Origin of the sequence: Paraburkholderia sp. UYCP14C, from assembly GCF_004197395.1 — a bacterium.
Taxonomy (GTDB): Bacteria; Pseudomonadota; Gammaproteobacteria; order Burkholderiales; family Burkholderiaceae; genus Paraburkholderia.
The window spans coordinates 75,783-90,175 of the sequence record NZ_SELS01000015.1; the positions used below are offsets into that span (position 1 = coordinate 75,783).

The following is a 14,393-nucleotide window of genomic DNA, read 5'->3' on the forward strand; positions in this document are numbered from 1 at the left end:
GGCCCAACGCCGATACCGGGCGGCGCCGGCTAGCGCCGCCCGACTTCAACTCCATTTCATCTTTCTCGCCACGGAGCCAGCATGACCGCGCTACGTCTCACCCTCGTGCTCGGCGCCGCGAGCTGTCTCGCGGCCTGTTCGAGCACGCGGACCCAGTCGATCGTCGAAACGCCGATGGCGCCGCCGCTCGCGTCCGCGCCTTTGAACGTGAACACGCAGGGCGCGATCTATCAGGCCGGCGCGCCGCTGCTGCTGTATGAGACGCCGCGCGCGCAGCACATCGGCGACGTGCTGACGATCCGGCTGTCGGAATCGTATAGCGGCAACAACAGCGCGAGCGCGTCGGCGAACCGCGCGAGCAGCATCACCGCGACCGCGGCGGACCAATCGACGAACGCCGCCGCGCGACTCGCGAAACTGTTCAACATCGGCTCGGCCAGCACCGATTACAAAGGGCAGGGCAATCTGAGCGACATCAGCGACATGACGGGCACGCTGGCCGTAACCGTGATCGGCACGGTGTCGGGCGGCAATCTCGTCGTGTCGGGCGAGAAGGTGATCGCGATGAGCGGTACCCGCGACCGTCTTCGGCTGTCGGGCATCGTCAATCCCAAGGATATCGAAGCGGGCAATTGCGTTGCGTCGGGCAAAGTCGCGAACGCGCGCATCGAACAGGCGGGCCTCGGCATGGTGAACGATGCGACGACGATGGGCTGGCTGCAGAGGATGTTTCTTAGCGTGCTGACGTTTTGACGGTCAGCCGCGTCAGCGCGGTGCGCACGGCGCGGCGTGTTACGTGCGAACGCGTGGTCCGGCTTCGACCGGCAGCACGCCGCTAGCCGAGCGGCGGCGCAAGCCCGCGTTCGGCCGCACCGATCTCACCGTCCGGCACGAACACATAGCCGCGTCCCCACACCGTTTGCACATAGCGCGGTTCCGACGGGTCCACTTCGATCAGCCGGCGCAAGCGCCAGATCGACACATCGAGGCTGCGATTGCGATGCGCTTCGCTATTGCCGTGCAGTTTTTCGAGCAACTGCGCACGTGTGAGCACGGTCATCGCGTGCGTGACGAAGACTTTCAGCATCGCGAATTCGCTCGAACGCAGCGTGATGCGCTCGCCGTCGCGGCGCAGTTCGCGCGCGGGGAAGTTCATTTCGAAGCGGCCGAAATGATAGGGCGCGCGCTGCTCGGGCGCGCCCGGTGCGATCGAGCCGCGACGCCGCAGCACCGTGCGAATCCGCGCGACGAGCTCGCTCGGTTCGAACGGCTTGCCGAGATAGTCGTCGGCACCGAGTTCGAGGCCGATCACGCGATCGATCGGATCGGCGCGCGCGGTCAGCAGGATCACGGGAATGTCGTCGTCGGCGACCCGCAACGCGCGCAGCGCGCTGATGCCGTCGAGCTCCGGCATCATGATGTCGAGCACGACGAGCGCGGGACGCTCCTGCTGCAATCTGCGCTGCAACGCCAAGCCATTTTCGAGCGTGCCGACCTTGAAGCCGCGCCCGTGCAGATAATCGCTGACGAGCTCGCGTACGACGGGATCGTCATCGACGATCAGGATGGTCTGGTTCATTCAGGTGATCTTAGTGATGCGCACGGGCCGCGCAAAGCGCATACCGCTTTCCAATCCTTTCCCCTGTAAGGCGCTGCAAGCAGGAACGAAGCTGCTGGGACTCAGTGGGTTGGCGGGAAGGCCTGCGAGGTTTGCAGGGTCTGCTGTTGCTGCGCTTGCCGCGCAAAGTCGGTTCGATCGACGACCATCCGCTCGATCAGACCGCCGAGCTTCACCGAGGCCGACGAGAAGCGATCGGTGTTCAGGCCGCCGGTCTGATAGCGCGCGGTGACGAGAATGCGGCCGCTCTGGATCAACGTCAGATCGATGATCGACAGGTACTGGATCGATTCGTCGCTGAACGAGCGACGACCGTAGTCGATCGCGGCGTTGTAGACGAGCCGCGCCTCGCAGCCGGCCGGTGAGGTGCCCGGATTGTAGACGTCCGAACGAATCCCGCGCCGCTCGAGCGCGAGCTGCAGCGCCGGCACGAAATCCCCGACCGACACCGTCGGATTCACTTCGATGCAGACGTGCTGCACATCCGCGGGACGGCCGTTGACGAAAGTCGGCGACGAGTAGTTCGAGGCGATCGCGTAGCCGGCCTGGATCACCGAGCCGGTCGCGTCGGCGGCCTGGATCAGCGTCCACGCGCAGCCGTCGAGCGCGAGCGTCAGCGTCGCGGCGCAGGCGGCGAGGGCGGCTCGCGCGCAACGCCGCCGGGAGATCACCGCAGCAATCAGACATGTGCGCGACTGCCTGAATGCCGCTGGCGCGCGCACGATCGGCGACGAGGTCATGAGGCAGCGCCCGATGGCGGTCTCGAGAGAATGCGATCAGTCATCAAAAGCAACGACGGCCGCGCGCTCAGCGCGTCACGCGCAGTCGCAGTTCGTTCGGACCTTGCACGCTCGCGGTGACGTTCACGCGGCGTGCGTCGGTGGTGACGACGAAATGCTGGCGCACCGGCGTATTGACGTCGTGCACGACGCGCGGAAAGCAGGCGGCGATATCGGCGCCGAGTTCTTCGAGCGGATCGTTGATGACGCCGTCGGCTTGCCAGTGCGCGCGCCAATGGCAGTCGTACGTGTGCGGGCTGGCGCGGCAATCGTCGGTAGCGGAGACGCCCGGCAGGTGCGCGGCGCTCTCGTTCGGCAGCTGCCGGAAATCGCTCGCATCGACGATGTGCGTGAGCGCCGCGCAGATATCGGCGGGCTGGTTCGGCTCGGCCGTTTGCGCGGCATCGGCCGCGTTCGTGAGCAGCAGCGCCGCGCCGCAGGCGAGCGCGATGCTTGAGAGCAAGGACGGGAGCAAAGGTGAAACACGGCGAGCGAATGACATGGGCGAGGAATCCGAAGAGCGGTTGCGATGAAAGGCGTGACTGACATCAACGAAGGCCGACGCATGGCGCGGCCGGTACGACTATCGTCGCTGCCCACGGGCATTTTCAAAGCGCGGAACAGCTTGCGCGCTTCGCAAGTGCTTTCGAACTCTTCTCGTGTCTTTCCGGATGTTGCGCCGGCTCGTCGCCGGCGCGCGGGCGAGGCTTAACCGAGCGTCAAGCCGCCATCGATGTGAATCACCTGGCCGGTGATGTGGCGTGCCGCGTCGGACAGCAGGAATGCAATCAGCGAGGCGACGTCGTCCGGTTCGGCGACGTGACCGAGCGGCGTCGCTTCGGCCGCGTGCGCCCACACGGCCGCGTTGTCCGCGCTTGGGCCGCGATCCTTGCGCGTGTAGCCTGGCGCCACGCAGTTGACGGTCACGCCGAGCGGCGCGAGCTCCGCGGCCGCGGTTTTCGCGAGCGCTTCGAGTGCCGCTTTGGCGGCCGCTGTCGCCGCGAACGGCGCATCCGCACGATAGCGATGCGCGACGAACGAGCTCAGCGCGACCACGCGACCGCGCTTCGACGTTTCGAGCGCGGGCATCGCGCGCCGCACCAGCGCGGCGAAGGCGGCCGGCATCGCGGCGAACGCGGCATTGAACGTATCGGGATCGAGTGCGGCGAGCGTTTGACGCTGCGCATGGCCGGCGTTCGCGACCAGCTGATCGAGCGCGTCGAAGCTCGCGAGCGTCTGATGGATCAGGTGCTCCGCGGCGCCGCGCTCGGCGAGGTCGCCGAACACGGTCGCGCAGCGTGCGCCGCTTGCCGTGCAGTCGGCGGCAACCTGCACGAGCCGTCGACGGGAGGTGTCGTCGGCGCCGCGAGCGTGCAGCATCAACGACGTATGCGGCGCCGCGAGGCGCCGCGCCAGCGCCGCGCCGATGCCGGAACCGGCGCCGGTGATCAGCACCACGCGAGGGGCGGCGCCGTGCGCTTCGCCGATGTGAGCGCCGCGCGCGTCGCTCACGCCGCTACCGCTTCGGCCGAACGCTCGACGTCGAGCGTTTCGTCATGGAACGCCGCGAGCGACTCGCGATGCGCGACGCTGACGATTGCCGCCTTCGGCAGCCGCTCCGTGAACAAGCGATAGAGCCGCGCCTCGTTTTCCGCGTCGAGCGCGCTGGTCGCTTCGTCGAGGAACAGGTAGTCGGGCTTGTGCAGCAGCACGCGTGCGGCGGCGAAGCGTTGCTGCTCACCCGGCGACAGCACACGGGTCCAGTGCGCCGTTTCCTGCAGACGGTCCGCGTATTCCGACAGATGGCAGGTAACGAGCGCGTCGCGGCATTCATCGTCGCTATAGGTGTTCGCCGCCGACGGATACGCGAGCGCCGCCTTCAGCGTGCCGATCGGCATGTAGCTGACCTGCGGGATGAACATCATGCGGGCGTTGACCGGCGCATCGATCGAGCCGTCGCCGAACGGCCACAGACCTGCGAGCGCGCGCATCAGCGTGCTCTTGCCCGCGCCCGACGGACCGCGCACGAGCCAGCGCGAGCCCGGCAGGATCGCGATATCGCGAATGCGCGACAGCGGGTGGCCATTCGGCAGAGCGAGCTTGAGGTTGTCGGTAGTCAGCGTGTTGCTGTCGACGAAATGCAGGTTGATGCCGCCGTGTTCCGTGGCCGGCGACACCGATTCCTTCAGACGCGGCGAATGCACGACACGCTTGAATTCGCGCAACCGGTTCACGGTCGCGCGCCATTCGACGAGGCTCGTATAACTGTTGATGAACCACGAGAACGAATCGCTGACGGTGCCGAACGCGCTCGAGATCTGCATCAGCACACCGAACGTGAACGCGCCCGCGAAATAGCGCGGCGCCGCGACGACGATCGGGAAAATGATCGCGATCTGGCCGTAGAAGCTCAGCACGAAGGTCAGGCGCTTCGTGTACTTCATCACCTGCCACCAGTTGTCGCGGATGCGGCCAAACAGCGTGCGCGCGTTCGTCTTCTCGGTTTCCATGCCGTTGTAAAACGCGATCTGCTCGGCGTTCTCACGCAGCCGGATCAGGCCGAAACGGAAATCCGCCTCGACTTTCTGCGCCTGATAGTTGATCGACACGAGTGGATGGCCGACCTTCTGCATAACGAGCGAACCGACCACCGCATACAGCGCGGCGGCCCACACCATGTAGCCGGGGATATGCAGCGGCATGCCGCCGAGCGAAATGCTCAGCGCGCCCGCGAGCGACCACAGGATCGTGATGAACGACACGAGCGTGACGACGGTCGACAGCAGATCGAGCGTCAGCGACAGTGTGGTGGTCGCGAACGACTGCAGGTCATCGCTGATCCGCTGGTCGGGGTTGTCGGCGAGGCGGTCGCGCTCGATGCGGTAGAACGCGCTGTCGTCGAGCCACTCGTTCAGGTAGCGGGTGGTCAGCCACTGGCGCCAGCGGAAGCCGAGCATCTGACGCAGATAGCGTCCATACACGGCGAGGATGATGAAGCCGAACGCGAGCCCGGTGAAAATCATCAGCAGGTGCGGGAAGTCGTGGACGTTCTTTTGCTGCAGCGCGTTGTAGAAGTCCGCGCTCCAGCGGTTCAGGCGCACGTTGATCCAGACGACGATCAGGTTCATCACGATGATCGCGACGAGCAGCGCCCACGCGATGCCTCGTTCCTCGGAAACCCAGTAAGGCTTGATCAGGCTCCAGGCGGAGACCTTGTCGTCGGGTGGCAGCGCGGGGCTGGCAGAAGTATGTGATGTCATGAGCGTCCTGATGAAGTGCTGACCCGAAGTGTCATTTCGGCGTACGGGTCCGATCTGGTTGACCCATGTCGGGCGATCCCGCGCACAGCCGGCCCTTTTGCGGGGCCGCCGCTGCGGCGGGTCTGCGATACCTGGCCGGGCATCGCGCTATCGCGATCGATCAACGCGAGTCCGGACGGGCGCCCGATTCTGGCGTGACGCCCTTAAGCGAAAATTAATTTTCGGGGCTCGCGTCCGCTGGGTATCCGCCGCCACGCATGCGGCCGCGAGCGCCGCGTGCGCCGCGTTTTTGCGGCACCTGTCATGGCATTGTGCCAGAGCGTAGGGTCGCTTCGCAGCGGCATCACGACAGACGGTGCCAGATCAAAATCGCGGCAACGACGACAGACCGCTGGTTTGCGGGCGCCGCGCCTTTTATGGTCTAATGACCTTCGACGAAACAGGGGTGCTTCGCCCACAGACGGCATGACTTTCATGCCGGGGCGGCGAGGCTGAGAGAGACCCTTTGCACCCGATCCGGGTAATACCGGCGCGGGAAGTTTCCGGAAGCAACCGTCTTCCATTCCCCGCCGGGCGGCGAGCGCAACTCACATGCGTACGTCGTGACCGGCCGGCTTCACCCGCCGGTTTCGTCCTGGGTACGTGCGTTTTTGGCCGTACGGAAAGGACTCGATGACCGCCTATTCTTCAGACATGTATTTTTCTCTTCGTCACGCCGCCTCGGGCGCGCCGTGCCGCCTTGGCTTTGCTCGCCGCATTCAAACGGAGCGTGTGCGATGAACCGTTCCGCTCGACCCGATTTCGCCGTGCTCGGCGGCGGTTTGTGCGGCCGGCTGGTCGCGTGGCGCCTGACGGGCGACGGGTATCGCGTGGCGCTCTACGAGCGCGGCGATGCCGCCGGTTCGCAGGCTGCCGCATGGATCGCCGCGGCGATGCTCGCGCCGCTGGCAGAAGCCGCGAGTGCCGAACTGCTGATCACGCGGCTCGGCGCCAGTTCGCTCGAAAGCTGGCCGCGCGTGCTCGCCGAACTGCCGGAGCCGGTGTTTTTCCAGCGCAACGGCACGCTCGTCGTCTGGCATCACGCGGATCGCACCGAGGCGCCGTTGTTCGAGCGCCGCGTCCGTGCAAACGCGCCGGCCGAGTTGCTCGACGGCGGCTTCGTCGCGCTTTCGGGCGCGCAGCTCGGCGCCGCCGAACCCGCGTTGGCCGGCCGCTTCAACCAGGGCTGGCTGCTACCGCGCGAAGGGCAACTCGACAACCGTCAGGTGCTATCCGCACTCGCGGCGGGGCTTGTCGAGCGCGGCGTCGACACCCACTGGAACACGCCGATCGACGAAGCGTCGCTGCCCGACGCCGGTATCACGATCGATTGCCGCGGGCTCGGCGCGAAGCCGGTGCTGCCGACGCTGCGCGGCATCCGCGGCGAAGTTGCGCGCGTGCATGCGCCTCATCTGCAGCTGACGCGCCCGGTGCGGCTGCTGCATCCGCGCTACCCGCTGTATATCGCGCCGAAGCAGAACGGCCTCTATGTGATCGGTGCGACCGAGGTGGAGGGCGAGGACATGTCGCCCGTCAGCGTGCGCTCGGCGCTCGAGTTGCTGAGCGCTGCGTTTTCGGTGCACCCGGGCTTCGGCGAGGCGCGCATCCTCGAGTTGAATTCGCAGTGCCGGCCGACCCTGCCCGATCACCGTCCCGCGCTGCTGTGGGACGGCGCGCGCACGCTGCGCGTGAACGGCCTGTACCGGCACGGCTATATGATCGCGCCCGAAGTCGCCGACGAAGCCGTGCGCTTCGCGAGCGCGCTGCTCGACGGCCGCGTCGCTGATGCCGACGCATTCGCCGGCTGGCGGCGCGACGCACGCTGGAGCGAGCTGTTCCAGCAGCATTTGGCGCGGGAGCCAGCCTGAGCGTAGCGGCCAGCCTGCCGCGCGCGATGCCGCTTTCGCCATCGATTGAACCGTATTCGAACACCATGAACATTCATATCAATCAGAAGCCGTTGTCGCTGCCCGAGGGCGCGACTGTCGCCGATGCGCTCGCCGCCTTTGGCGCGCGTCCACCGTTCGCGGTCGCGCTCAACGGCGATTTCGTCGCGCGTGCGCAGCATGCGGCGCGCGCGTTGCAAGCTGGCGACCGGCTCGACGTCGTGCAACCGGTCGCGGGGGGCTGAGCGCGCTCGCGCCAGCCTGTCGCTTACCGACCGCAACAACCGTCGCCGAAAACCCATTGCCGCAACACCGTCGGTGCCAGGCCGCGGCGGCAAACCAGGATGATGCAAATGACTTCTCACGAGACCGCCGACGCTCTGACGCTATACGGTCAAACTTTCGCAAGCCGCGTGCTGCTCGGCACGTCGCGCTATCCGTCGCTGCAATCGCTGTCCGATTCGATCGACGCCGCGCGACCCGGCATGGTGACCGTCGCGCTGCGCCGGCAGATGAACGAGGGCAACGCCGAAGCCGGCTTCTTCGATCTGCTCAAGCGCCACGGCGTGCCGCTATTGCCGAACACCGCCGGTTGCCTGAGCGTCGGTGAAGCGGTGACGACCGCGCACATGGCGCGTGAAATCTTCGAGACTGAGTGGATCAAGCTCGAACTGATCGGCGACGACTACACGCTGCAGCCCGACCCGGTCGGCCTGATCGAGGCCGCCGCGCGGCTCGTCAAGGATGGCTTCAAGGTGCTGCCGTACTGCACCGAAGATCTGGTGATCGGCCGTCGTCTGCTCGATGCCGGCTGCGAGGCGCTGATGCCGTGGGGCGCGCCGATCGGCACCGGCAAGGGCGTGATCAATCCGTACGGGCTGCGCGTGTTGCGCGAGCGGCTGCCGGACGTGCCGCTGATCGTCGATGCCGGGCTCGGCGTGCCGTCGCATGCGGCCCAGGTGATGGAGTGGGGCTTCGACGGCGTGCTGCTGAACACGGCGGTGTCGCAGGCGACCCATCCCGACGCGATGGCGCGCGCGTTCGCGCTGGGCGTCGAGGCGGGCCGGCAAGCGTATCTGGCGGGCCCGATGGCCGAGCGCGAGAGTGCGCACGCGAGCACGCCGGTGGTCGGCATGCCGTTCTGGCATCAGGATGGAGGTGCTGCATGACTCAGTCGTTGACACTGAAAGATCGCGATCTGTTCTGGCCGACGGCCGACGAACTCATCGAAGCCGCCGAGCGTATCCGCACGCGGCTCGGCGACTGGCCGCCGACGCACGCGCCGTGGCGTATCTGCCTGACCGCGCCGGACGAACCGAACGGTGGCGACCTGATCGTGATCGCCGACGCACAGCAACACGGCGAGCAGATCGCGCGCTGGCTGACGCGGGGCGCGGGCGTGATCGTCGCCGCGGAAAATCGCGCGACACTGCATCTGGGCGGTGAGAAGTACGGTCTCGAAGGCCATCTGGCGGAAGACTGGATCCCCGCGCTGGCCGCGTTCCTCGACTGCGGTTTCGATCCGCACGACGCGCTGGTGCTCGCGCTCGCATGGCGCGACGGCGACGAGACCCGCGCCGACGACGCGTTCCCGGCCGACCTCGGCCGCTTTCCGCGCCTTACCGGCCTGCCGCCGGCACCCGCCAGGGCGTTCCCGCGCTGCCCGGACAAGCTCGGCCTGTACCCGGTGCTGCCGACCGCGGACTGGGTCGAACGGGTGGTCGGCTTCGGCGTGAAGACGGTGCAGTTGCGCCGCAAATCGGCCGAACCCGCTGACGAGCTGAAGCGTGAAATCGCCCGCTGCGTGGCGGCCGGCCGCGCGCACGACGCGCAGGTGTTCATCAACGATCACTGGCAGGCGGCGCTCGAGGCGGGCGCGTACGGCGTACACCTCGGCCAGGAAGACGTGCATACCGCCGATCTGTCGGCGCTGGCGGACGCGGGCATCCGCCTGGGGCTGTCGACTCACGGCTTCTACGAAATGCTGAGGGCGCTGCATTTCCGTCCGAGTTACATTGCGTTGGGGGCGGTGTTCCCGACCACTACAAAGGTCATGCCGACCGCTCCGCAGGGCTTGCGGCGCCTCGCACGCTACGTGCGGCTGCTCGACGGCGTAGTGCCGCTCGTCGCGATCGGCGGGATCGATCTGCAGGTGCTGCCCGACGTGCTCGCAACCGGCGTCGGCTGCGCGGCCGTGGTGCGCGCGGTGACCGAAGCGGCCGATCCGGCCGCCGCCGTTTCTGCGCTGCAACACGGGTTTACGCGATAATCGTCAGGCATAGTAAAGGGACGGGGCACCTCACGGCAGCTTTTGCATGATGGCCCTATAATTCGGCCTTCCCTGTAAAAGGATTGTCAGTTTGGTGCCTTCCTCCCCCGAGACCTTACTCGAGTTGCGCGACGTCGACTTCGGTTACGGCGACCGGCTCGTCCTGTCGAATCTGAATCTGCGCTTTCGTCGCGGTCAGGTCGTCGCGGTCATGGGCGGCTCGGGTTGCGGCAAGACCACGGTGCTGCGGCTGATCGGTGGCCTCGTGCGCGCGCAGCGCGGCCAGGTGCTGTTCCATGGCCAGGACATCGGCGCACAGACGCGCGAAGGTCTTTACGCGCTGCGCCGCAAGATGGGCATGCTGTTCCAGTTCGGCGCGCTGTTCACCGACATGTCGGTGTTCGAAAACGTCGCTTTCTCGCTGCGCGAGCACACCGATCTCCCCGAAGAACTGCTGCGCGACCTCGTGCTGATGAAGCTCAACGCGGTCGGCCTGCGCGGTGCGCGCGATCTGCTGCCGTCGGAGATTTCGGGCGGCATGGCGCGGCGCGTGGCGCTGGCGCGCGCAATCGCGCTCGACCCCGAACTGATGATGTACGACGAGCCGTTCGCCGGCCTCGACCCGATCTCGCTCGGCATCACCGCGAACCTGATCCGCACGCTGAACCAGGCGCTCGGCGCGACGTCGATTCTGGTCACCCACGACGTGCCGGAATCGTTCGCGATCGCCGACTACGTGTATTTTCTCGCCAACGGCGGCGTGCTCGCCGAAGGCACGCCGAACGAACTGCGCGCGTCGACCGATCCGACCGTGCGGCAGTTCATCGACGGCGCGCCGGACGGCCCGTTCAGATTCCACTATCCGACGAAAGCCCCGCTCGCCGCGGACTTCGGCATCGGCGGAGACCAGTCATGATCAGTACGCTCGGTCGCTCGGTCATCACCGGGCTCGGTACCGCCGGCTACGCGACGCGCTTCTTCCTGCGCCTTTTGCTCGAATTTTTCCCGCTGCTGCGCCGCCCGCGTCTTGTCACGAAGCAGATCCACTTCGTCGGTAATTATTCGCTCGTGATCATCGCGGTGTCGGGGCTGTTCGTCGGCTTCGTGCTCGGATTGCAGGGCTATTACACGCTGAATCGTTACGGCTCCGAGCAGGCGCTCGGGTTGCTGGTCGCGCTGTCGCTCGTGCGCGAGTTGGGGCCGGTCGTGACCGCGCTGCTGTTCGCCGGGCGCGCGGGCACGTCGTTGACCGCCGAAATCGGCCTGATGAAGGCGGGCGAGCAGCTCACCGCGATGGAAATGATGGCCGTCGATCCGGTCAAGGTCGTGATCGCGCCGCGCCTGTGGGCGGGCATTATTTCGATGCCGATCCTCGCCGCGATCTTCAGCGCGGTCGGCGTGCTGGGCGGTTACGTGGTGGGCGTGCTGCTGATCGGCGTCGATGCCGGCGCGTTCTGGTCGCAGATGCAAGGCGGCGTCGACGTGTGGAAAGACGTCGGCGCCGGGGTCGTCAAGAGCGTGGTGTTCGGCGTCGCGGTGACCTTCGTCGCGCTGTTTCAGGGCTACGAGGCGAAGCCCACGCCGGAAGGCGTGTCGCGCGCGACGACCCGCACGGTCGTGTACGCGTCGCTGGCGGTACTCGGGCTCGATTTCCTGCTGACCGCACTGATGTTCAGCTAAGACCGCGCAGCGTGCCGGCTACCGGCGGCGCATGATGCGCTTTGCACGGCGGCAAATGGCGGCGGCGCGGCGGATTCACTTTGGGATGACGATGAAAAAGAATGTTCTCGACTTCTGGGTCGGCCTGTTCGTGGTGCTGGGTTTCGTGGCGTTGCTGTTTCTGGCGCTGAAGGCCGGCAACATGAGCTCGTTGTCGTTCCAGGCAACCTACCCGGTCAAGCTAAAGTTCGACAACATCGGCGGACTGAAGCCTCGCGCGCCGGTGAAGAGCGCGGGCGTGACGGTCGGCCGGGTCGCGTCGATCGGCTTCGATAGCAACGCCTACCAGGCGCTCGTCACGATCGATATCGACAAGCAGTACCAGTTTCCGCGGGACACCTCGGCGAAGATTCTGACCTCGGGTCTGCTCGGCGAGCAGTACATCGGGCTCGAGCCGGGCGGCGACTCGGAAATGCTGAAGGCGGGCGATACCATTTCGATGACGCAATCGGCGATCGTGCTGGAAAATCTGATCGGGCAGTTCCTGTATAGCAAGGCCGCGGATTCCGGCGCGGCGAAGCCTGCTGCATCGGCCCCCGCGCCGGCGCCGGGCGCGCCGGCCTCCGGCGCTGCCGGCCAATGAGGCCAACAAGGAGAACAACGATGCAGACGACACTGCAGACCTCGCGTAGCGGTGCACGCGTCCTACAGTTCGGCAAGATTGCCGTGGCGGCTGCGCTGCTCGCCGGTTGCACGACCGTGCAGACGCCGACCAAGGGCGACCCGTTCGAAGGGCTGAACCGCACGATCTTCACCGTCAACGACAAGATCGACCAGTACGCGATCAAGCCGGTCGCGCAGGGCTACGTGTTCGTCACGCCGCAGCCGGTACGCGACAGCGTCACGAACTTCTTCTCGAACATCGGCGACATCTATATCGCGGCGAACAATCTGCTGCAGTTGCGTATCGCGGACGGCGTGTCCGACATCATGCGGATCGTGATCAACACGTTGTTCGGCGTCGGCGGCCTGTTCGACGTCGCAACGCTCGCGAAGCTGCCCAAGCACGACAACGACCTCGGTCTGACGCTCGGCCACTACGGCGTGCCGTCGGGCCCTTACCTCGTGCTGCCGCTGTTCGGGCCGAGCACGGTGCGCGACGCGTTCGGCTCGCTCGGCAACTACTACGTGAACCCGATCAGCTACATCGATCCGCCGGGCCTGAGCTGGGGCCTGTGGGGCCTGAACATCGTCAGTACGCGCGCGAACCTGCTCGGCGCGAGCAACTTGCTGGAAGGCGCGGCGCTCGACAAATACTCGTTCGTGCGCAATGCGTATCTGCAGCGCCGTCAGTATCTGCTGTCGGATAATCGCCGGCGTCCGCAGGAACTGCCGAGCTACGACGAGGAAGCGCCGCTGCCGAAGTACGACGAAGGCGAGACGGGCGGTGCTGCGGGTGCGGCCGCGGGTACGCAGGGTACTGCGGCCAAGGCGACACCCGCATCCGGCGCGGCCGTGGCCACGCCGCAGGGTGCGTCGGCACCGGAGGCCGCGTCGGGCACCGGAACACCTCCGCTCGACCTGAACGGTGGCCCCGAAACGCAGATCCCGGCCGGTCAGTTGGTGCCGCCCTCGCGCTTCAACTTTCCGTCCTTCCGATTGCATTGAACGTGCAGCCGTAACAGATCGATACGACTCTCGCAGTTTGCGCATGGATTGCCGTCAAACTCGCGTGATAAGGTCGGTCACACTGTTGCACTATTTTTGAGGCAAAGCTCGATATGAAAAAATTCTTCCTGATTCCTTTGTTTGCCGCGTTGCTTTCATTCGTCAGCGTCGGCGCATCGGCGCAAACCGTCGACACCAACACACCCGACGCGCTGATCAAGACCGTCACCCAGCAGGTGATGGACTCGATTCGCGGCGACAAGTCGATCCAGCAGGGCGACATCACGCGCATCACGGCGCTCGTCAACGAAAAGATCCTGCCGTACACCGATTTCCGCCGCACCACGCAGCTCGCGATGGGCCGCAACTGGCGCACCGCGACGCCCGAGCAGCAGAACCAGGTGGTCGAGCAGTTCAAGACGCTGCTGATCCGCACGTACTCGGGCGCGCTCGCGCAGGTGCGCGACCAGCAGATCCAGTACAAGCCGTTCCGCATGAACGCGGACGATACCGACACGGTGGTGCGCTCGGTCGTGATGAACAACGGCCAGCCGATCGAACTCGACTACCGCCTGTACAAGACGCCGCAAGGCTGGCGCGTATATGACATCAACGTGCTTGGCGCGTGGCTGATTCAGGCATATCAGCAGCAGTTCAACGAGCAGATCCAGCAGAAGGGCGTGGACGGACTGATCCAGTTCCTCACGCAGCGCAATCAGCAACTCGCCGCGGGCAAGCAGTCGTGAACGACGCGCGGAAAACGGTCGCGAGCCGCTTCGACAGCGGTGCGACACTGACCCACGCGAGCGCGAAGGCTGCGCTCGCCGCGGGTCTGCAACGTATCGCGGCGGGCGCGGGCGGCGTCGATTGCGCGCCGCTCACGCAGTTCGATTCGTCGGCGCTCGCCGTGCTGCTCGCGTGGGTGCGGGCCGCCGCGACGCGCGGTGCCAGCTTTGAAATCATCAATCTGCCGGCTGGTCTCGCCAGCCTCGCGCAGGCCTACGGCGTCGATACGCTTCTCACTCCCGGCGACCCCAGCATGGTTGCGTCAGCGCGACATTGACGCTGCTCTAGCGTCGTCTCCCCCCTTCCGGCCAGGCCGGGGGTGTCAGTTTTTGCCCTATAATCAAACGTTTTTTTGGGGCGTTGAACTGGCCCCCTAATGGCCCAAGTTCCGTTTCTTCCAGCATTTGCTCGTCCCCAGGCTCCATCGGG

General features: G+C 66.2%; 16 protein-coding genes and 1 riboswitch. Of the genes, 11 read left to right on the forward strand and 5 right to left on the reverse strand.

Features of this window, described 5'->3' with window-relative positions:
- Window positions 1–81: 81 nt before the first annotated feature.
- Window positions 82–753, forward strand: coding sequence for a flagellar basal body L-ring protein FlgH (locus tag EVC45_RS16125; RefSeq protein WP_129958945.1), 672 nt, complete (start codon window positions 82–84; stop codon window positions 751–753).
- Window positions 754–835: 82 nt separating this feature from the next.
- Here the strand turns inward: EVC45_RS16125 and EVC45_RS16130 are convergent, their stop codons facing one another.
- The 5 genes from EVC45_RS16130 to EVC45_RS16150 form a co-directional block, all read right to left on the reverse strand.
- Complete coding sequence (locus EVC45_RS16130; protein WP_129958946.1) at window positions 836–1,579, reverse strand: response regulator; 744 nt, start codon at window positions 1,577–1,579, stop codon at window positions 836–838.
- A gap of 101 nt (window positions 1,580–1,680) precedes the next feature.
- Window positions 1,681–2,358, reverse strand: coding sequence for a hypothetical protein (locus EVC45_RS16135; protein WP_129958947.1), 678 nt, complete (start codon window positions 2,356–2,358; stop codon window positions 1,681–1,683).
- A 67-nt stretch (window positions 2,359–2,425) separates the two neighbouring features.
- Window positions 2,426–2,899 (reverse strand): hypothetical protein, encoded by a 474-nt coding sequence (locus EVC45_RS16140; protein ID WP_129958948.1) that lies wholly within the window; start codon window positions 2,897–2,899, stop codon window positions 2,426–2,428.
- A 206-nt stretch (window positions 2,900–3,105) separates the two neighbouring features.
- Window positions 3,106–3,909 carry an SDR family NAD(P)-dependent oxidoreductase gene (locus EVC45_RS16145; protein WP_211193425.1) on the reverse strand — a complete coding sequence of 268 codons (804 nt, stop codon included), beginning with the start codon at window positions 3,907–3,909 and terminating at the stop codon, window positions 3,106–3,108.
- The gene (locus EVC45_RS16150; RefSeq protein ID WP_129958949.1) at window positions 3,906–5,657 is read right to left on the reverse strand and encodes an ABC transporter ATP-binding protein/permease; all 1,752 of its coding nucleotides are present in this window, start codon (window positions 5,655–5,657) and stop codon (window positions 3,906–3,908) included. The genes EVC45_RS16145 and EVC45_RS16150 overlap by 4 nt, the downstream gene beginning before the upstream one ends.
- Before the next feature lie 431 nt (window positions 5,658–6,088).
- Window positions 6,089–6,212, forward strand: a riboswitch (TPP riboswitch).
- 221 nt (window positions 6,213–6,433) lie between these two features.
- On the opposite strand from EVC45_RS16150, the gene EVC45_RS16155 reads away from it, so the two are divergent.
- The 10 genes from EVC45_RS16155 to EVC45_RS16200 all read left to right on the forward strand — a co-directional run bounded on the left by EVC45_RS16155 (window position 6,434) and on the right by EVC45_RS16200 (window position 14,241).
- Window positions 6,434–7,564: an FAD-dependent oxidoreductase gene (locus EVC45_RS16155; protein WP_129958950.1), complete on the forward strand. Its 1,131-nt coding sequence runs from the start codon at window positions 6,434–6,436 to the stop codon at window positions 7,562–7,564.
- Window positions 7,565–7,629: 65 nt separating this feature from the next.
- Window positions 7,630–7,827, forward strand: coding sequence for a sulfur carrier protein ThiS (thiS, locus tag EVC45_RS16160; protein ID WP_129958951.1), 198 nt, complete (start codon window positions 7,630–7,632; stop codon window positions 7,825–7,827).
- Window positions 7,828–7,935: 108 nt separating this feature from the next.
- A complete protein-coding gene (locus EVC45_RS16165) occupies window positions 7,936–8,751 on the forward strand; it encodes a thiazole synthase (RefSeq protein WP_129958952.1) in 816 nt (271 codons plus the stop codon).
- Window positions 8,748–9,851 (forward strand): thiamine phosphate synthase, encoded by a 1,104-nt coding sequence (gene thiE / locus EVC45_RS16170; RefSeq protein WP_129958953.1) that lies wholly within the window; start codon window positions 8,748–8,750, stop codon window positions 9,849–9,851. The genes EVC45_RS16165 and thiE overlap by 4 nt, the downstream gene beginning before the upstream one ends.
- Window positions 9,852–9,945: 94 nt before the next feature.
- Window positions 9,946–10,767, forward strand: coding sequence for an ABC transporter ATP-binding protein (locus EVC45_RS16175; RefSeq protein ID WP_129958954.1), 822 nt, complete (start codon window positions 9,946–9,948; stop codon window positions 10,765–10,767).
- Entirely contained in the window at window positions 10,764–11,531 is a 768-nt protein-coding gene (gene mlaE / locus EVC45_RS16180; protein ID WP_129958955.1) for a lipid asymmetry maintenance ABC transporter permease subunit MlaE, read from the forward strand. Before EVC45_RS16175 ends, mlaE begins: the two co-directional genes overlap by 4 nt.
- A 91-nt stretch (window positions 11,532–11,622) precedes the next feature.
- Window positions 11,623–12,153: an outer membrane lipid asymmetry maintenance protein MlaD gene (gene mlaD / locus EVC45_RS16185; protein ID WP_035470668.1), complete on the forward strand. Its 531-nt coding sequence runs from the start codon at window positions 11,623–11,625 to the stop codon at window positions 12,151–12,153.
- 20 nt (window positions 12,154–12,173) lie between these two features.
- A complete protein-coding gene (locus tag EVC45_RS16190; protein ID WP_129958956.1) occupies window positions 12,174–13,178 on the forward strand; it encodes a VacJ family lipoprotein in 1,005 nt (334 codons plus the stop codon).
- Window positions 13,179–13,291: 113 nt separating this feature from the next.
- Complete coding sequence (locus tag EVC45_RS16195) at window positions 13,292–13,924, forward strand: phospholipid-binding protein MlaC (protein ID WP_129958957.1); 633 nt, start codon at window positions 13,292–13,294, stop codon at window positions 13,922–13,924.
- Window positions 13,921–14,241 (forward strand): lipid asymmetry maintenance protein MlaB, encoded by a 321-nt coding sequence (locus tag EVC45_RS16200; protein WP_129958958.1) that lies wholly within the window; start codon window positions 13,921–13,923, stop codon window positions 14,239–14,241. Before EVC45_RS16195 ends, EVC45_RS16200 begins: the two co-directional genes overlap by 4 nt.
- Window positions 14,242–14,393 lie beyond the last annotated feature (152 nt).